Source organism: Edaphosphingomonas haloaromaticamans (genome assembly GCF_001853345.1).
Lineage (GTDB): Bacteria > Pseudomonadota > Alphaproteobacteria > Sphingomonadales > Sphingomonadaceae > Sphingomonas_E > Sphingomonas_E fennica.
In genome coordinates this window covers 2,441,506-2,462,003 of sequence record NZ_MIPT01000001.1, presented here as the reverse complement: position 1 = coordinate 2,462,003, position 20,498 = coordinate 2,441,506, and the positions used below count along the sequence as shown (strand labels likewise).

Genomic DNA, 20,498 nt, shown 5'->3' with positions numbered 1-20,498 from the left:
CGGCCGAAACAGCCGCCATGCCCGGCGACCTATCGAAGGGCCGCCTCCCTTCTCCCTCAGAACCGCAGGCGCACGCCGGCATTAGCCTTCAGCGTGTAGCCGTCGCCGAAATTCGCCAGCGGCGTATTGCCGGTGACCTCGCCGAAGATCGTCACGCGATCGTTCCAGCCATAGCTGCCGCCCAGCCCGATCTCGCTCCACAGCCGATCGTCGCGGCGGCCGATGCGCGTGCCCGAAACGGCGACGTCCGTGCCGTCCAGCCACTCATAGGAGAGGTTGAGCAGCCCGTAGACATAGCTCCGCCGCGTGGTGCCACCGGCGTCCCGGCTTGCCTGATGGTCGATCGACAGGCCCCAGCGCGTCTTGAGGCTGGCGCCCTTGCCGTCGGCGATCTCCGCGCCCACCGGATCGGTGAAGCGATCGAAGCCAACATGGGCGTAGACCATCTGCGCCTGCGGGGTGAGAGTGAACCCGCCGCCCACGATCGAACGCTTGCCGATTTCGAGGCTGAACGCCTGGCCCCGGCCGTCATTGCCGCTGACGAGGCGGCCGAGCGTGTCCGACTTCAGGTCGCTGTCGAACCAGTTCCACTGCGCCTGGCCATCGACATAAAAGCCGCGCGGACCATACCAGCTCAACGTCGCGCCCAGGCCGCGCGCATCGGTGTCGATCGTGCCACGGCCGAAGAGGGACGCGGCATGGCCCTTCGCCTCGCCATAATGCACGGTCAGCCCGGCGACCAGCGCCGCGCCATCCGCCCGCTCGGCCAGCGTGGCGTCCACGCCCATCTGCATCTTCCAGCTATCGACATCGAGGTCGGTGGCGCTGGTCGAGGAGGCCGCGTCCGGCCGGTGCCGCGCGCTTTCCATCCGGGCCCAGATGGCATGGCCCGCGATCGACGCGCCGGACCAGCTGCGATTGCCGACGCGCTGCTGCAAGGTCGGCAGGCCGTTCAGCGCCTGCAGGGTCTGGGCATAGCCTTCATAGACCGGCACGCCGGGCTGGTAGATCGGCTGGGTCGGCACGCCCGGATCGACCGGGTCCACCGGATCGACAGGGTCCACCGGATCGACGGGATCGGTCAGCGCCGAGCGCAGATACCAGTCGCCATCGGCCGGATCGGTGATGCCGTTCTGGTAGAGCCGGTAGCCATAGGCCCCGATCACCACCGCCTGCTGGCCCTGGAACAGATAATCGCCCTGCAACTGGAACCGGCCGTCGGACGCGCCGCCCACCTCGACGATCTTGATGCCGTTCGCGGTCTGCGCGCCCGCCCCGCCCCGGTTGGCGACGGTCACGATGGTCGTGCCGGAGGTCGCCCCCGTCACCACCAGCCGGTCGGCGGCCGATCCGTCGTCGCCCAGCACCGCGTCGATCTCCAGCCGGCCGCCGTCGCCGGCATAATCGCCCGCGATCGTCAGCCGGCCGATGCCGTCTCCGCCGGGGGCGATCACGCCGCCCGCCCGGTTGGTGGTGGCGCCCACCGTGCCGATGCCTTCCAGCCGCGCCCCGTCCAGCACCTCCAACGCGCCGCCGATCCGGCCGTCCACCCGCAGGCTGCCGGCGGCGATCCGCATGCCGCCCGCAAAGGCCGCGCCGTCGCCGTCGAGCCGCAGCGTGCCCGTGCCCTGCTTGGTGAGCGTGCCCGCGCCGGTGATCGCCCCGTCCAGCGCCAGGGTCGTCCCGTCATCGACGTTCAGGCCACCCGTGGCCGCGATATCGAAAGCACGGCTGCTGACGATATCGGCGGTGGTGTGGAGCGTGCCGCCGTCGAGGCGAACCCCGCCCGCCGCCGCGCCGAGATTGGCATCGGCCGCGATCCGCAGCGTGCCGCCGTTGATCGTCGTGCCGCCGGCATAGCTGTTGGCGCCGGTCAGGATCAGCGTGCCGAGGTCGCTCTTCAGCAGCCCGGCCGCACCCGTCAGCTCGGACGCGATGGTCACGCTGATATCGGCCCCCGCCGCCGTGCCGTCGCCGATGCGGATCGCCGCCTCCGGGCCGTTCAGCGTCACCGCGTCGCCCTCGATCCGATAGCCGTCGGTCAGGAACTGCATGCCGGTGACGCCGACCGCGCCGAGGCTGGCGTCCACCGTCACCGTGCCCGCCGCGCCGGAGAAGATGGCGAAGGCGTCGTCGGCGAAGGCCGCGTTCAGATCGCCGCCCGCCTCGGTCCAATTATGGTTGCCCCGGCCGTTCTGCCACACGCCGTCGCCGCCCTGGATCAGGCCGTCGAAGCCCGGTCCCGCGCCGCCATCCCAGAAATTGAGGGTGAGGCCGGCACTGTTGACCAGATTGACCTGCCCCGCCACCGAGGTCTGGAGGAAGCCCGCGCTGCCGCCCGGCAGGACGCCCAGCGCCAGCCCGTTATCGGTCAGCGCGCCGCCATAGCTGATGACGCGATAGATGCCGCCGCCGAAGCTGCCGCCCGCCGGCACGGCCACGTCGAGCGTGCCGTCCAGCACCAGATCGCCGTCCACGACCAGCAGGTCGTTGAGCGATCCGCCCACCGCATTGGCCTGGCCCAGCTCGACCGAGAGGCGCGATCCGGCGCCGAGCGTCAGCCCGCCTTTGATGGTCAGCGTGCCCACGCCGTCGCCCGGCGCCAGCGTCGCCCCGTCGGCGATCGCCACGTCGCCGCCGATCACGCCATGCCCGCCCAGCGTCGCGCCGTTTGCGACCGAGGTGAGGCCCGCCGCGCCCGACTGGTCGCCATTGACCAGCAGGGCGCCGGCCGTGACATGGGTCGCCCCGCCATAAGCATTGGCGCCGGTCAGGACGAGCGTGCCCGCCCCGGCCTGTTCCACGCTGCCCGCGCCGGTGATGGCGCCGGTAAAGACCAGCCGGTCGGCGCGGTCGAAGACGAGCGCGCCGTCATTGGCAACATCGCCGAGGATCGATCCGCTCGTCCCGCCATTGCCGATCCGCAGCGTGCCGCCTGCGATCACCGTGCCACCGGCATGGCCCGCATCGCTCAGCAGCAGCAACGTGCCCGCGCCATCCTTGACGAGCCCGCCCGCGCCCGCGATCGCGCCGTCCAAGGTCAGCAGCGTGCCCGCGTCCGTGCGGAAGGTGCCCGTGCCGACCAGCATCACATCGCGGCCGATGGCGATATCGGCGGTGGTGTTCAGCGTGCCGCCATCCAACACAAGGCCGCCCGCCGCCGCGCCGAGGCTGGCGTCGGCCGCGATCCGCAGCGTGCCGCCGTTGATCGCCGTGCCGCCTGTATAGCTGTTGGCGCCGGTCAGGATCAGCGTGCCGAGGTCGCTCTTCACCAGCCCGGCCGCGCCGGTCAGTTCGGAGGCGATGGTCGCCGTCAGGTCCGCGCCGGCCGCCGTGCCGTCGCCCACCCGGATCACCGCGCCGGATGCGCCCACCAGCGTCAGCGCATCGCCCTCGATCCGGTAGCCGTCGGTCAGGAACTGCATGCCCGCCGCGTTCACCGGCCCCAGGCCGGCGTCCACCGTCACCGTGCCCGTGGCGCCCGCGAACACGGCGAAGGCCCCGTCGGCGAAATTGGCGTTGGGGATGCTGCCGTCGTCCACCCAATTGTCATTGCCGGTGGAACGCTGCCACACCCCGTCGCCGCCATCGAGGATGCCGTCATTCTTGGCGCCGTTGCCGTCCCAGTAGCGGAATTGCAGGCCCGCCTTGTTGACGAGGTTCACCTGCCCCGCGATCGACGTCTGCACATAGAAATCGGGCGAGGGGATGGTGCCGATGGCCAGCCCGTTGTCGGTGAACCCGCCGCCATAGCTGATGACGCGATAGGCGCCGGGATCGAAGCTGCCGCCCGCCGCCGTCCGCACGTTCAGCGTGCCGTCGAGGACGAGGTCGCCTTCCACCACGATCAGGTCGTTGAGCGCGCCGCCCGCCCTATTGGCCTGGCCGAAGCTGTATTCCAGGCTGGCGCCCGCCGCGAGATCCAGCCCGCCGGCGATGGTGAGCGTGCCCGGCGCGCCGCCGGCACCGCCGGGGCTGATCCCGCCGCCCGCCGCCACGACGACATCGCCGCCGATCCGCCCGGTGCCGCCCAGCGTGCCGCCGGCATTCACCTGGGTCAGGCCGGTCGCGGCCGACTGGTCGCCGTTCACGAACAGGCTGCCGGCATTGACGCTCGTCTGCCCCGAATAGCCGTTGTCCGCCGTCAGGATCGTCGTGCCCGGACCATTGTGGCTGACCGCGCCCGCCCCGCTGATCCGCGCCGCGAACAGATAATCCGCGTCGTCATGGTTGAAGGCGATCCGGCTCGCCGCCGTGGTCGTCACGTCGGCCGCGTCGAGCGTGCCCGCATGGGTCGCGGGGCCGCCCTCCACGCCGCCGATGTTGAGCACGGACTGCCCCGCCCCCATCGCCAGCGTGCCGCCGCCGGCCTTCACCGTGCCGCCGTCGGCGATGGTGAGGGTCGCCCGGCTGCCATTGGCGGCGGAGTTGGTGAGGGCCAGCGCGCCGGTCGTCTCGAAGCGGGAGCTGGCCCCGGTGACGATCATGTCCGCCGTCGGATTGTTGACCCCGACGCCGCCGTGGAAACCGATGACGGACGATCCCGCCGTCACCACGCCGCCATCGGCAATGGTGATCGCACCCCGGCGGACGGTGAGCGCACCCCCGACCGTCCATTCGGAACCGGCACCGGCAACCGTCACCTCGCCCCGGCTGTTCGTGGGCAACTGGCCGCCGACATAAACGAGGCCGGACGAGACCATGCTGCCGCCGCCAAGGATATGGACGGCGGCGGTGCCGATCCTCCCCAGGTTGACGATCCCCGACTGGGTGACTTCCGAACCCGCGCCGGTGATGGTCAGGGTGGCACTGCTGTTATTGCCGTTCGCCAGATCCAGCCCGGCAAAGGCCGCGGTCCCCCCGTTGCGCACGGTGAGCGTGCCGGTATTGGCGTTGCTGGCGGCGATGACGGAGTTGGCTGGCCCCGCCACGAGCCGCCCGCCCGCATCGACGATCATCTCGCCGCCGCCATTGACGGTCAGGCTCGCCGTGCCCTCGATCTCGCCGCCGGCCTGCAACAGGAGCGTGCCGGCATTGATGGCGGTGGCGCCGGCATAGCTGCTGGCGCCGGTCAGCGTCAGCGTGCCCGCGCCCTGTTTGGTCAGCGTGCCGCTGCCGGAGATCGCGCCCGCATAAGCGGCGTTGTCGCTGCGGTTGAAGACCAGCGCGCCGCTGTTCGCCACATTGCCGGCGATGCCGCCGCTGGTGCCGCCATTGCCGATCTGGAGCGTCCCGGCCGCGATGGTGGTTCCGCCGGAATAATCATTGGCGTTGGCGAGGATGAGCGTGCCCGCGCCGGCCTTGGTGAGCCCGCCCACCCCGCCGATCGCGCCGTTGACGGTAAGGCTGGTGGCCGGATCGACCAGCAGCGTGCCGGCGCCGTCCAGCGTGATCGCGCGGGCCGTGGCCATGTTGGCCGTGGTCTGGAGCGCGCCGCCCGTGAAGCTGATGCCGCCCGTCGCATCGCCAAGATTGGCATCGCTCGCGATCTGGAGGATGCCGCCCTGGATGGCGGTGCCGCCCACATAGCTGTTGGCCCCGGTGAGCACGAGCGTGCCCGCGTCGGTCTTGAGCAATTGGGCCGCGCCGGTAAGCCCGGAGGCGATGGTCGCCGTCATGCCGGCGCCGGCCGACGTGCCGTCGCCCACGCGGATCACCGCCTGCGGGCCGGCCAACGCCACGGCATCGCCCTCGATCCGATAGCCATCGGTCAGGAACTGCATGCCAGAAGCGCGCACCGCGCCCAGGCTCGCGTCCACCGCCACCGTGCCGGCCGCGCCGCCGAACACGGCGAAGGCGCCGTCGCTATAGGCCGCGTTGACCAGCCCGTTCTCCACGGTCCAGTTGTCGTTGCCATCATTGTTCTGCCAGATGCCGCTGCCGCCGCTGACCACCCCGTCGAAGCGCCCCCGCCCGCGGCACCATCCCAGAAGCGCAGCTCCAGCCCACCGGTGTTGAGGAGGTTCACCTGCCCCGCCACCGCCGTCTGGACGGTGAGGCCGCTGCCCACGTCCAGGCCGTTGTCGGTCAGCGTGCCGGAATAGTTGAACAGGCGATAGAGGCCGAGGCCGAAGCTGCCACCCGCCGGGGCCGAGACGGTGAGCGTGCCGTCGAGGGTGAGGTTGCCCTGCACCTCGACCAGATCGTTGAGCGCGCCGCCCACGACATTGGCCTGCCCCAGCTCGAAATCGAGGAAGGCGCCGCTGTCGAGCGCCAGATCGCCATTGATGGTGAGCGTGCCGGGGCTGTTGCCGGGGGCGAGATGGCCGCCATCGGCCACGAACACGCTGCCGCCGATGATGCCCGATCCGCCCAGCGTGCCGCCCGAATGGACGGTGGTGAGGCCGGTGGCCGCCGACTGGTTGCCGTTGATGAGCAGCCGGCCCGCCATCACGTCGGTGGCTCCGGTATAGGCGTTCGCGCCGGACAGGGTCGTGGTGCCGCCGCCCGCCTGCACCAGCCGGCCCGTCCCCTGGATCAGGCCCGCATAGGTCAGGCTGTCGCTGCGGTTGAAGCCCAGCGTGCCGGAATTGTTGACCGTCGCGCTGGCGATCGATCCGGTGGTGCCGCCCGCGCCGATGAACAGGGTGCCGGCATTGATGTTGGTGAGGCCGCTATAGCTGTTGCTGCCGGTCAGCGCCCAGGTGCCGGCGTCGTTCTTGGCGAGCGTCGTCACGCCGGTGCCGGCGTCGCCGATCGATCCCGCCAGAATGTTGGTGTCGGCATTGGTGCCGCCCAGCGCGATGGTCCGCGCCTGGTTGTTGCCCGCCAGTGTCACCGGCCCGGTATCGGTGAAGACGATCGCCCCGGTGCCGGAGGATTCGAGGAAGGTGGTGCCGGCCGACAGGGTGAACAGCCGGTTGGTGGTGTCGCCCGCGCCGGTGTAGCGCAGCGTCGATCCGTTGCCGATCACCAGATTGGCGGCCGCGGCCGAGGATGCGCCAAGGCTCGACGCCAGCCCGCCATCGGCCAGCTTGTCCACGCCCAGCACGCCGCCGTCGATGCGGGTGACGCCGGTATAGCTGCTGCCGGCATTGGTGAGGATCCAGGTGCCCGCCCCCGTCTTGGTGAGCGAGGTGGCGCCCGCGCCGCTGTCGGTGATCCCGGCCGCCAGGCGGTTGTTGCCCGTATTGGTGCCGGTCAGCGTCAGCGCATGGCTGGTGCCGGATGTGAGGAAGGTGATCGGCGCGCTGCTGGTGAAGGCGATCGCGGCTGCGCCCGATGCGTCCAGCGTGCCCGTGGCCCCCAGGGTGAACTGGCGATCGGTGCTGCCGCCAGCGCCGGCATAGCGCAGCGTGCCGCCGTCCAGCACCAGATTGTCCGCCCCCGCGCCGGATGCGCCGATCGAGCTGGCGACCCCGCCATCGGTGAGGCAGGAAACCTGAAGCACGCCGCTCCGGATCGTCGTGGCGCCGCCATAGCTGCTCCCGCAACCGCTCAGCGTCTGGACATAGGTGCCGCCCTTGACGACGCCGCCGCTGCCGGTGATCGCGCCGGCGAAATCGACGGTGCCGGTGCCGGGGGCCGTCAAGGTCATGGTGCCGCTGCCGAGCAGCACGTCGCCGCCGGCCGCCCCGCCGCCTTCCAGCGCGCGGACGTTGACGGCAAGGCCGTTCAGGTCCAGCGCCGCGCCGGCCGCATTGCCCAGCCGGACATTGCCCGCGCCCAGCGAAGCCGCCGATCCCAGCCGCAGGACGCCCGCGTCGATCTGGGTGATGCCGTTATAAGTGTTGACGCCGGACAGCAGCAGCGTGCCCGCGCCGGACTTGACGAGCGCGCCCGCGCCCGTTGCCACGCCCCGGAACTCCAGCGTCGTGCCGGCATTCACCACGTTGAACGTGCCGTTGCCGGTCAAGGTGAAGCCGCGATCGATCGAGACGGATGCGCCTGTATAGGCCAGCGTGCCGCCGCCGAAGACGAGGTTCGCCGAACCCGCGCCCGATGCGCCGATACCGCTCGCCTGCCCGCCATCGGCCAGGCAATCCACGCTGACCATGCCGTTCAGTCGGGTGACGCCGACATAATCGTTGGCGCAGCCGTTCATCGTCTGGGTGTAGCTGCCCGCCCCGCGCGTGAAACCGCCGGTGCCGGTTATGCGGCCTGCGAAGATGCCCGAGCCGCTGGTGGTGGTGAGCGTGTTGCCGCCAAGATCGACGGTGCCCGCGCCAGTGAGGATCGAGGCGGAGAGGTCATAACCGCCAAGCTCCAGCCTGGCGCCGGTGGCGATGGCGATGGCATTGCCCGGATGGCCCAGCGCCTGCGCCGATCCCATCCGCAAGGTGCCGCCATTGATGGCGATGCCGCCCGACTGGCTGTTGGCGCCGCTCAGCACCAGCGTGCCGGCGCCTTCCTTGCGGAACTGGGCCGTGCCGATCACCGCGCCGCTCATCGTCAGCGTCGCGCCGCCATCGGCGACGCCGATGCCGCCGCCGCCCGCGCCAAGGGTGAAGCCGCGATCGGTATCGGCGGTGGCACCGATATAGTTGAGCGTGCCGCCGGCCAGAACGAGGTTGGCGGATTCCGCGCCGGACGCGCCGATGCTGCTGGCGATGCCGCCGTTGGCGAGCGTGGATGCCGCCAGCGTGCCGCCATTGACGGTCGTGACGCCGACATAATTGTTCGCGGCATGGCCAAGGGTCAGCGTGCCCGCGCCGGTCTTGGTGAAGCCGGCATCGTCACCGCTCGCCACCTGCCCGTTGAAGCGCAGGTCGGCGGCGGCGCCGCTCACCTCGATCCCCCGCGACGGACCGCCGTTGACGAGCGTGAAACCGCGATCGCTGGTCGCCGAGGCGCCGGTATAGCGCAGCGTGCCGCTTTCGATCACCAGATTGGCCGAATCCGCGCCCGATGCGCCGATCGCGCTCGCCACGCCGCCATTGGCGATGCTGTTCACCGCCAGCGTGCCGCCGGCCAGGGTCGTCGCGCCGCTATAGCTGTTGGCCCCGGTCAGCGTCGCCAGCCCCGTGCCGGCCTTGGTGAAGCCGATCGCTCCGCCATTGTCGACGATGCTGGAGGCGATGGTGAAATTGCCGCCGCCATTCTGCTGCAACCCCAGCACGCCGCCGCCGGCGCTGCCGGTCAGCGATCCGCCGGCGATCCGCTGGTTGTTGGCGCCCACCGTGCCGGCGACGATGATCGTGCCGTCCACCCCCAGCGTCCGTCCGGCGGCGATGGTGATGAGGTTGGGATTGGGCGTGGGATCGGCCACCGTATAGCGCAGGCCGCCCAGCTGCACGTCGCCGCTCACCGTGCCGTAGAAGCTGTCGGCATTGCCGTTGTCGTCGGTGATGAACTCGCCGTTCAACCAGGTGCCGGCATCGTCCTTGGCGCTATAGTCCGCCGTGGTGAAGGCCGTGATCTGGCCGCCCACCACCTTGGCATAATCGGCACCGTTGACCGTCGCCCAGCCGCCCAGGCTGGTGTTGCTGGTGGTGATGATGGATCCGCCCGTCAGGGTGAAGTCCACCAGCCCGCCGCTATGGCCGATCGCGCCGAGATTGACGGTCATGCCGCCGCCCGCGCCCGCCACGGCGGCGATCCGGTTGCTGCCGGCCACCACGTTCAGGCCGCCGAAGCTCTGGCTGTTGGCCTCGCCCGCAGCACCCTGCAGGTTCAGCACGCCGCCGGACAGAGTGAGCATCGATCCGTTCGCCAGAATATCGGCGGCCGGCCCGCCTGCGGGCGAGAAATCGAGCGTCAGCGCGCCGCCATTGATGGTGGTGCCGCCGGCATAGCTGTTGGCCCCGGTCAGGGTCAGCGTGCTCGTGCCGCGCTTCACCAGCCCGCCGCTGCCGCTGATCGTGCCGTCGTAACGGCTGCTCGCGGAACCCGCCACGGTCATCGTCGCGCCGCCCAGCGCGACAGTGCCGCCCGTCCCCGAAAGCGCGGTGAAGCCCGTGTCATGGCCGTTGAGGTCGAGCGTCCCGCCATTGACGATCGCCGCATTGGGCGCGCCGAAGGCCGAAGCGCCGCCCGCGATCAGCGCGCCGCCATTCACGGTGACGGTGCCGACATAACTGTTGGCGCCGGTCAGCAGCCAGCGGCCCGATCCTTCGGCAAGGATGCCGCCCGCGCCGGAAATGCCGCCGGAAAGCGTGTTGGTGCCGCCAAAGCCGCCCCCCAGCGTCAGCACGTCCGCAGCACCGCCCGGCTGGAAGGCGAAGTCGCCGCTCAGCGCCAGCGCGCCGGCACCGTCATTGGCGAGGATGCCGTTGCCGTCGACGGCAAAGGCGCGATTGCTGGCATCGCCCGCGCCGATATAGGACAAGCGCCCGTTGCTGAGCGTGATGCCGCCATTGACGCCCGTTCCCAGCGCGCTGGCGGTGCCGGCATTGCGGAGCGAGCCGGCCCGCACCGTCACATTCTGGATCGTGCTGGCGCCGCCATAATCGTTGACGCCGCCCACCAGGATGGTGCGCCCCGTGCCGGTGCTGCCGTAGACGACGCCGATCTGCGCATTGTTGCTGCTGATCGTGCCCAGCAGGTCGATATCCGCGGTGTTGGCGTTGAAGAAGATGAAGCGCGGCGTGGAAGCGGCATGGCTGTTGCTGATATTGCCGGTCAGCGTCAGCTTGCCGCTGCCCTGATTGTTGATGCCGGACGTGCCGGTGCCGCCGGTGATGAGCTGCCAGTCGCGGTTGGAGCTGTCGCCGCCGCCGATATAGCTGGCGTTCGCCGAATAAGTGGCGTTGCCGTTGACGACGATCGTGCCGTCCGCCGCCGTCACCGGCGCACCGAGCGCGCTTGCCAGCCCGAGATCGGCGATCGAGGTGAAATTGTAGGTGCCCTGGCCGTTCAGCCGCGTCTGGCCCTGATAGTCATTGGCGTCGTTGCTGAGCGTGATGCCGGCCGCGAGCGTGAGGCCGCCCGCGCCGGTATAGCGCGCGGCGCCCGTGCCCGCGCCGCGGATCGTCACCTGCCCGCCGGCCAGGGTGACGACGCGGCTGGCCGCCATCGCGGTGCCGTTGCTGGTCAACCCGGCGCCGCCCGCCAGAGTGATGCCGTTTCCGGCCGCGCCCAGCGCGGCATCGGCGTTGAACCCCAGCCCGCCGCCCAGCACGTTCACGCCGCCGCTGAACTGGTTGACGCCCTCCAGGTTGAGCGTGCCCGGCCCGTCCTTGATCAACCCGGCGCCGCCCGCCAGAACGGAGGCGATCGTCGTCGTGACCCCGGTGTCCGTCGTGATCGTCGGGGTGGCGCCGGCCAGGGTAAGCACATTGCCGGTCAGGACATAGTTGTTCGTCATGAACCGCAGGGCATTGGCGGTGATCGGCGCGGTCAAGGTCACCGTGCCGGCGGTGCCGCCGAAGATCGCCCTGTCCAGCCCCGCATTGGTCCAGGCGCCATAAGGGCCGCTCACCCCGTCGCTGCTGGGGCTCCACAGGGATGACGAAACATTCCAGCCGCCGTTTCCACCGACACCGACGGCCGTGCCGTTGGCATCCCAATAGCGATCGGCCGCGCGCACGGCGGAGCCCGTCAACGCCAGCACCGAGAGCGAGGCGCCGCACAGCATGCGGAAGGCAGCCCTGGAAGTGCTCCGCCGCTTCGCCTCATGATTAGCCGATGTCATTGTGGAACCCCGTGTCGGTAAGGCGCGCATATGCGCCCGGCCCCCGGACGGAACCGCCCGGAGGAACGCATGCGCCGATGTTGGAAAGGCTTGTGCCGGAAAGGCCGTGAGAAAGCCCGGACCGGCCGTCGATCGCGCGACTAGAACGTCATCCCTGCACCCCCTGTTGCAACCCCGCTACCTTGAACGCTCAAGGCCGGAGGCTTTGCGTCCCGCCGTCACCGACGGTTTGCCCTCGCTGGCGTCGCAAGATCGGTCCGCGATCTTTTTGTCACCTTGCTGCCCGTCAACCGGAACGGGATGACAGGGCCGAAATATTATGCCTTATTACAATATCTTGTAATAGGCGCGTCTGTCTCCCTTTACTTGCCGCATTGTCTCGATCGGTAGGATTCCGGAATGGCTGGCGAGAATCGGAAGGGTTAGACGAAAGCCATGAAGAAGGGGGTCAGCGTATCGACCGACCATATCGAGCCCTCGCTGCGCAGCGAGTTCTGGCGCGAAATGGCGCGCCCGCTGTTCGAGCTTCTGCCCCTGGAGCCGGGCGAGGATCATTATCGGGGCGCGGTCCAGTCCGTCCCCTTCGGGCGGATGACCCTCGCTTCCATTTCCTTCAACCGCCAGCATTATAACCGCAACCGCCGGACGATCCTGCGCAGCGGGCTCGACGATTATCTGCTCCAGCTCGTCGTCGCCGGCACGCTCCGCGCCGATTGCGACGGTATCCCGATCGCGGCTGACGTGGGCGACATCTGCGTCTTCGATCTCGCTCGCCCCTTCACCAGCCGGGCGGAGCCGGGCTCCCGCATCACCATGCTCGTGCCCCGCGATCCCATCGACCGCGCGGCCGGCGGGCGCAGCCTGCACGGCCACAGGCTGGCGGCGGACACGCCCGTCACCCGGCTGCTGGCGGGCTGCCTCACCCATTTCCACGCGGTCGCGGGCGATCTCGATCAGGCAGACGCGGCGGCGATGGAGGACAGCGTGGCCGGCCTGCTCGCCGCCGCCCTCACCCGCAAGCCGATCGTGCACGGCGATGCCGCGCCGATCGTGTCGGAGGGCATCCGCCGGCGGATCGCCCGCCATATCGACGATCATATCGCCGACACCACGCTGTCGCCGCGCAGCATCATGCGGGAATTCCAGATCTCCCGCGCCCATCTCTACCGTCTTTTCGCGGAGGAAGGCGGGATCGCCACGCTGATCCGCGACAAAAGGCTCGACGCGGCCTTTCGCTTCCTGGCGCTGGAACGCAACGCGATGCTGCCCATCGCCGATCTCGGCTACCGGCTCGGTTTTCCCAATCCCAGCCGTTTCTCCAAGGCATTCCGCGCCCGCTTCGCCATGACCCCGCGTGAGGCGCGGAACGGCGGGGCGGAAAATCTCAATCAGATCCTTGGCGGAAACGATATCCACCATCACCTGGCCGACGTGATCGCCCGGATCCCGCCTTCCCGGCGCGGTTGACCCTTTAGAGCAAACGCGCCTTTCCTGCTTGACGGCCTGCCGCCCGGAGCGAGCTGATCGTTATGATCGGATTGTGCCCCGCATGCGGGGGTGGCCGGGGAATCCCCCAGCGTCCGGCACCCGCGGCCAAGCCCGTCACGCCCCCCGCCCGTTAACGGATTATTTCGTCATATCATAGAAATGGCGGCGCTCGTGCCGTTCATCGGCGATCCGGGTATCGGCAGGGGGAAATAGATGGTTTCGGGCAAGGGCAGCGTGGCACGGTCGGTCACGCGATATCATCGCTATCCCGGAATCCGCCATCGGCACCTGCTCCTCACCACCGCCATCGCCACTTTTTCCGCGATGGCGGCCCCCGCCCATGCGCAGGGCATGACGGCGGTAGGGGATGTGACTCCGATACAGGCTGGTCCGAGCTGGGTAATCCCGGGTCCCCTCATCGTCGGCGATAGCGGCACGGGTGGACTGGACGTCAACGGCGGCAATATCATCAGCGATTCCGGCATAATCGGCAGGTCAGCCTCCTCGACGGGGGCGGTGACCATGAGCGGCGTTTCCTTTTGGTCAAACAATGGCGATCTCATAGTCGGCGGTTCCGGCACCGCCACGCTGGCGATCAGCAACTTTGGCCAGGCCACCGCCTCACAAATCAGCATCGGCTCTTCCAGCGGCTCTTATGGCGGCGTGACCGTGACTGATGGCAGCGCACGCCTGACGAGCGCAGGCATCTTGCGAATTGGCGAGGCGGGAAGCGGCTATCTGACCGTGGACACCGGCGGTATCGTCCACGCGTCCGCCGTCATTGTCGCAGAGCAGGCAGGCAGCGCCGGCGGCCTCGACCTGAACGGCTCGCTCAACATCGCATCCGGCATGGTCGAAACCGGCTATATCGCGAAGGGGTTGGGTGCCGGGACGATCACCGCCAATGGCGGCGGCTTTCGGGCGACCCAGACGATAGCCGATTATCTCCAGAATTTCGGAAACGTCACGATCGGTGCTGGAAGCATGGTCGTCGATACGAGCATCTATGATATCGGCATCGGCGCCACCACCGCGCTCGTCGGCTCCGGCGGTATCGTCAAATGGGGTTCCGGCACATTGACGTTGAACGGCTCCGGCAACACCTATGCCGGTGACACGGTGCTGTATGAAGGCACGCTCAGGGCTGTCGGGGAGAATGCGTTCTCCCGCAACAGCTCTGTCGAGTTGAACCTGGCCTCCAGGCTCGATCTGAATGGCTACAACCAGACGATCGGCGCACTGACCAGCACAGGTCCCGGCACCGTGACCAACAGCGGCGGCAGGGCGGCGGTGCTGACCACGGTGGTGCAAGGCACCAGCCCCGCCGCCTCCTTCTCCGGAAGCCTCCAGGATGGCGCAAGCCCCCTGGGCCTGACCAAGACCGGCTTCGGCACCATGATATTGTCCGGCAACAACACCTATAGCGGCGCCACGACGATCGACCAGGGGACGCTGCGCGCCGACGCGTCCGGTGCGTTGAGCCACAACAGCGCCGTGACGGTCGGCTATTCCGGCACGCTCGATCTGGGCAGCTACAGCCAGGATATCGGCTCACTGGCCGGCAACGGCACGGTGACAAATAGCGGCGGCGTGCTGGTGCAGCTGTCGACCGGGTACGATAACAGTTCGACCACCTTCTCCGGCACTATCCATGGCGGCGGCCTGGGCCTGGTCAAGACAGGCAGCGGGGTGCTGACCCTGACGGGCACCAACACCTATTCCGGTGGCACCGGCTTGCTGGGCGGGGAACTGACGGTCGGCAACGACTGGGCGCTCGGCACAGGGGGCCTCGTGGTCCTGGGCGCCGGCACGCTGTCCGCCGCCTATAATACCGCCGTCACTCTGCCCAACAGCGTCGATATCCACGCCAACCTCACCATAAGCGGCAACGGCAATCTGGGGCTGAATGGCATGGTGGGCGGCGGCGGTTCGATCATCAAGAACGGTGGAGGCAATCTCACGCTGAACGGCGCCAACCTGTTCAGCGGCGGCATGAATCTGGTATCCGGCAGCCTGACGCTCGGCTCCAACACCGCATTGGGCTTGGGCATGCTGCGCGTCATCGGTGGCGGCACGCTGGATGCAAACACCGCCATCGCCCTCTCCAACGATGTCGACCTTCAGACCGCCCTCGCCGTCGGCGGCACCAACGATCTGGCGCTGAATGGCATCGTGAGCGGCGGCGGTTCGATCATCAAGACAGGCGCCGCCGATCTGACGCTGAATTCCAGCAATTCCTTTTCGGGCGGCGTCCAATTGATGGCGGGCAGCCTGACGCTTGGCTCCGTGTTCTCTCTCGGCACGGGCGCATTGACCGTCGGCGGCGCCGCAACGCTCAAGTCCAATACCAATGCCCTCCTTTTCAATGACGTGACGCTCGACGCCAATCTCAGCATTGTCGGCGGTTACTATATTGAAATGAACGGCTCGATCGGCGGCACCGGCAGCCTCACATATAATGGCACCGGCGTGCTGGCGCTGAACAGCTCCAACGGCTTCACCGGCGGTTTCAACCTGGCCGGCGGCACCATTGCCATCAGCACCAATGCGGCGTTGGGCAACGGCATATTGCATGTCACCGGCGACGCCAGCCTTAGCGGAAGCCTGGCGGGCCTTTACGTGGTCAACGCGATCAATCTCGATGCAGGCAAGACGCTCGACCTGAACGGCGGCAACGACCTGACGATCACAGGCATGATTTCCGGCGGCGGCAATCTGCAGATCAGCAACGCTTCCGTCACGCTCCTGGGCGCCAACAGCCATGCCGGCGCCACGACCATATCGTCGGGCAGCACGCTCTACGCAAACGCCACGGGCGCGTTGAGCAACCTGAGCGCGATAACCGTCGATACAGGCGGTCGGCTCGATCTCGGCAACGACGACCAGACCATCGGCGCGCTGGCCGGTGCCGGCTCGGTTACCAGCGGAGGCCCGGGACGGGTGCTGACAACCGGCGGCGACAACAGTTCCACCATTTTTGCCGGCGATCTGCAAAACGGCGCCGGCACCTTGGGCATCACCAAGATCGGCAGCGGCACCATGACGCTGTCGGGCACCGCCAACAGCTATACCGGCGCCACGCTGGTATCGGGCGGCACGCTCAACGTGAATGGATCGATCGCATCGAGCAGCCTGCTGACGGTGGCCAGCGGCGCGCGGCTGGCGGGATCGGGCACGGTGGGCAGCACGACGGTCCAATCCGGCGGACGGATCGCGCCCGGCAATTCGATCGGCACGCTCAACGTGGCGGGCGATCTCACGCTGGCGAGCGGATCGATCCTCGATTTCGAACTGGGAAGCCCGGGTGCTGCCGCGAATCCGGCGGCCGGCACCAGCGACCGCATCGCGGTGAGCGGCAACCTCGTGCTCGACGGCATCATCAACCTCGGCCAGAGCGGCACGCCGGCCGACGGCGCGGCCGGCCTCGGCTATTATCGGCTCATCTCCTATAATGGCACGCTGACCGATAATGGCCTGACCATCGGGACGACGCCCGCCCTCGCCGATCCCGCAGCCTATCAGATCCAGGCCGGATCGGGCCGGGTCGATCTGTTCGCCGCCGCCGCCGGCGATGACACGATCCAGCATTGGCAGGGCGGAAACGGCACCTGGGATGCGGCAGGCACCACCTGGCTCAACCAGAACGGCGTGATGCCAGTGGCCTGGGCGGGCAAGAACGCCGTGTTCAAGGATGCCGGCAGCTTCGCCGGCGGCACCATCGCGGTCAGCGGCGACCATAGCTTCCAGGGGCTCCAGTTCGTCGACACCGGCTATGCGCTGGCCGGCGCCGGCCGGCTCCTGATCGACGGCTCCGCCCGTGCCGACGGCAATGCCGAAATCCGCGTGCTCGGCGATTTCGCCGTCGTCGACACCGTCATCGCCGGCACCGGCGGCCTCACCAAGACAGGCGCGGGCGACCTCTATCTGCGCGGCATCAACAGCTATGCCGGCGGCACCCGCATAGCCGACGGCACGGTTCTGGTGCTCCAGGATGCCAATCTCGGCGCCGCCGCCGGCGGAATCACCTTCGACGGCGGCGCGCTCGTCTTCCAGGGCAGCCTGTCCAGCAGCCGGGGCATCACCCTGAACGCGGATGGCAATTTCGATACGGTGGGGCAAATCCAGGTCACGCTCGGCGGCGCGATTTCGGGCTCGGGCGATCTGGTCAAGACAGGCAGCGGCCGCCTCGTCCTCAACGGAGCCAACAGCTACACCGGCGACACTCTGGTCGAAGCCGGCTCGCTGGCCGGCGACAGCGCCTCCATCCGCGGCGATATCGCCAATGGCAGCCTGGTCGACTTCCATCAGCTGAGCGATGGCAGCTTCGCGGGCGATATAGCGGGGCTGAACGGCGCGAACGGCCTGATGTATAAGGATGGCGCCGGCGTCCTCACCCTGACGGGCACGTCCAGCCTCGGCTGGCACATCGTCGAAGGCGGCCTGATCGCCACGGCGGGCAACTTCACCGGCGATGCCGTCATCTCCGGCGGCGCGGCGTTCACGCTGGCGGGCAGCGGCGCCGCCACCTATGCGAACCAGATCTTGGGAACCGGCGCGTTCAACCTGTCCGGTTCCGGACGGCTCACCCTGACGGGCGACAGCGCGGGCTTTGCCGGCACCAGCAGCGTCCTGTCCGGCACGCTGCGCGTCGATGGCGCGCTGGGCGGCACGGTCCAGGTCGGCACCGGCGGCTCGCTGGAAGGCACGGGCCAGCTCGGCGCGGTCGATGTCTCGGGCTCCGGCGCGCTGATCGGCCGCGCGGGCGATACGCTCACCATCGGCAGCCTGACCTTGGGCAACGACGCCAATGTCGTGGCGCTCCTGGGAACCCCTTCCTCGTCGGCGCTGTTCAGCGTGACGGGCGATCTCACCCTCGATGGAAGGCTATCCGTCACCGATGCCGGCGGCTTCGGCGCGGGCGTCTATCGACTGTTCGATTATGGCGGCACGCTTGTCGACAACGGCCTCGTCCTCGACATCCTGCCCACCGGCGTCGGCGCCGGTGATCTGGCGATCCAGACCGCACTTGCGGGCCAGGTCAACATCATCTCCTCCGCCGGGGCCGACCTGCTGTTCTGGGATGGTAGCGACGCCACCCGGCACAATGACGGCGTGATCGACGGCGGCGACGGCATCTGGGCGGCAAACGGCGCCGCCTGGACCAACGGCAACGGCCTCGCCTCCGGCGCGATGCGTCCGGCGCCGGGCTTCGCCATCTTCCAGGCGGCCGGCGGCACCGTCACCCTTGACGACAGCGCCGGCGCGCTGGCCATTTCGGGCATGCAGTTCGCTTCGGACGGCTACAGGCTGTCAGGCGATGCGCTCGGCCTCGCCGGCACCGGCGGCCGCACCGTGATCCGCGTCGGCGACGGCTCCGCCGCCGGGGCCGCGATGACGGCCACGATCGCCTCCGAACTCACCGGTGCCAGCGATCTGGTCAAGGCCGATCGCGGCACCCTCCATCTCACCGGCACGAACAGCTATACCGGCAACACTCTGGTCGAAGCCGGCACGCTGATCGGCAACAGCGCGGCGATCCGCGGCGATATCGCCAACGCCGGAACCGTCATATTCAACCAGGGGAGCGACGGCAGCTTCACCGGCGCCATCGCCGGCCTCGAAGGCGTGGCCGGCACGATGGTCAAGACGGGCGCCGCGACCCTGACGTTGACCGGCGCGTCCAGCCTCGACTGGCGGATCGAACAGGGCACGCTAGCTACCACCACGCAGGGCTTCTCCGGCAATGCCATGATCGCATCGGGCGCGACCCTGCTGTTCGATCAATCCGCCAGCGGCCGCTATGCCGGCAGCCTCAGCGGCGCCGGCACGCTCGCCATCGACGGCGGCCAGCATATCGAGCTGACCGGCGACAGTCGCTCTTTCGCAGGCGGCATCGATGTCAGGAACGGCAAGCTCATCGCCAGCGGCAGCTTCGGCGGCCTGCTGCGGATCGGCGCGGCCGGCATCGTCGGCGGCAACGGCACGCTGGGCACCACCGCCGTCGAGGCCGGCGGCATCATCTCGCCCGGCAATTCGATCGGCCTGCTTACCGTCAATGGCGACATCAGCTTCGCGGCGGGATCGACCTATCAGGTCGAAGTCGATCCCACTGGCAGCGCCGCGGATCGCATCGCTGCCACCGGTCGCGCGCTCCTGAACGGTGGCACCGTCGCCCATATCGGTTTCTCCGGCGATTATCGGCCGAACGCCAGCTACACGATCCTCACCGCGGCGGGCGGCATCCAGGGGCAGTTTGCCGATGTCACCTCCACTTACGCCTTCCTCACTCCCTCGCTCAGCTATTCCGCCAATGCCGTGACGCTGACCCTTGATCGCAACGATATAGGGTTCGCGTCGGTCGGCGTAACCGGCAACCAGCGGGCGACCGCCGGCGCGGTCGAAGCGCTGGGCATGGGCAACGCCCTCTATCAGGCCGTGGTCACGCTCACCGCCGATCAGGCGGCCACCGCGTTCGACAGCCTCTCCGGCGAGATCCACGCCTCGCTGGGCGCGGTGCTGACGGAGGACAGCCGCTTCATCCGCGCGGCCGCCTTCGATCGCATGCGCAATGCCGGCGCCGCGGTGGACGCCCAGCGCGGCACCAACTGGTGGATGCAGGGCATCGGCTCCTGGGGCCGGATCGACGGCAATGACAATGCCCGCCGGGTAAAGCATTCGGCCGCCGGCCTGTTGATGGGCGTCGATGCGATCGCAGCCGAAACGGTGCAGCTGGGCCTGTTCGGCGGCTGGCAGAAGGGCGACGCCGATCTGCGCGCCGCTTCGTCCGATGCCGATATCGACAGCTATCATCTCGGCCTTTACGCGGGCGCAGATACCGGCCGGTTTAGCCTGCGCAGCGGCTTCGCCTTCAGCTGGCACGATGCGGACATCACCCGCGACGTGCGTTTCGAAGGCTTCAGCGATACGGCCAAATCCCGGCGGCAGGCATCCACCGCGCAGGGCTTTGCCGAGATCGGCTACCGCTTCACGCTGGGCGGCACCGCGATCGAGCCGTTCGCCGGCATCGCCCATGTCTCGGTCGATAGCGAGGCAACCCGCGAACAAGGCGGCGCGGCGGCGCTCACCCTCGCCCATGATGTGATGACCACCGATTTCACCACCGCTGGTGCGCATATCCGCCGGGCGTTCGACCTCGGCTCCATGGGGATCGACCTGAACGTCACCGCCGGCTGGCGCCACGCCTTCGGCGATCGCACCCCCGAAGCCGCCCTCGCCTTGGCCAATGGCGGCCGCTTCCTGGTCAGCGGCACGCCCATCGCAAAGGATGCACTATCCACCGACATCGGCCTCGGCCTGGCACTTTCCAGCCGCGCCCGCCTCGACATCGCTTATACCGGCGATGCTGCGGCCAGCGCCCAGAACCACAGCGGCAAGGCCACCTTCTCGCTCGCATTCTAAGCGATTCCGATCGATCGCC

At 68.8% G+C, this 20,498-nt stretch carries 4 protein-coding genes and 1 riboswitch; of the genes, 2 read left to right on the top strand and 2 right to left on the bottom strand.

Annotation, left to right across the window (positions count from 1 at the left end; genetic code table 11):
* Window positions 1–56 precede the first annotated feature (56 nt).
* Together BHE75_RS24725 and BHE75_RS24980 are read right to left on the bottom strand one after the other, a co-directional pair.
* A complete protein-coding gene (locus BHE75_RS24725) occupies window positions 57–5,618 on the bottom strand; it encodes an autotransporter outer membrane beta-barrel domain-containing protein (protein ID WP_254684549.1) in 5,562 nt (1,853 codons plus the stop codon).
* Between the two features lie 92 nt (window positions 5,619–5,710).
* Window positions 5,711–11,572: a beta strand repeat-containing protein gene (locus BHE75_RS24980; RefSeq protein WP_254684430.1), complete on the bottom strand. Its 5,862-nt coding sequence runs from the start codon at window positions 11,570–11,572 to the stop codon at window positions 5,711–5,713.
* Between the two features lie 164 nt (window positions 11,573–11,736).
* Window positions 11,737–11,816, bottom strand: a riboswitch (cyclic di-GMP riboswitch).
* A gap of 191 nt (window positions 11,817–12,007) precedes the next feature.
* On the opposite strand from BHE75_RS24980, the gene BHE75_RS11360 reads away from it, so the two are divergent.
* Both BHE75_RS11360 and BHE75_RS11355 read left to right on the top strand, forming a co-directional pair.
* The gene (locus BHE75_RS11360) at window positions 12,008–13,039 is read left to right on the top strand and encodes a helix-turn-helix domain-containing protein (protein WP_070933927.1); all 1,032 of its coding nucleotides are present in this window, start codon (window positions 12,008–12,010) and stop codon (window positions 13,037–13,039) included.
* 234 nt (window positions 13,040–13,273) lie between these two features.
* Window positions 13,274–20,479, top strand: a complete 7,206-nt coding sequence (locus BHE75_RS11355; protein ID WP_070933926.1) for an autotransporter domain-containing protein — start codon at window positions 13,274–13,276, stop codon at window positions 20,477–20,479.
* Window positions 20,480–20,498: the final 19 nt, after the last annotated feature.

Excerpts from the sequence above, each read along its gene's own strand:
- BHE75_RS11360 (WP_070933927.1), top strand. The coding sequence starts at position 12,008 with ATGAAGAAGGGGGTCAGCGTATCGACCGACCATATCGAGCCCTCGCTG.
- BHE75_RS24980 (WP_254684430.1), bottom strand. The coding sequence starts at position 11,572 with ATGACATCGGCTAATCATGAGGCGAAGCGGCGGAGCACTTCCAGGGCT.
- BHE75_RS11355 (WP_070933926.1), top strand. The coding sequence starts at position 13,274 with ATGGTTTCGGGCAAGGGCAGCGTGGCACGGTCGGTCACGCGATATCAT.
- BHE75_RS24725 (WP_254684549.1), bottom strand. The coding sequence starts at position 5,618 with ATGACGGCGACCATCGCCTCCGGGCTTACCGGCGCGGCCCAATTGCTC.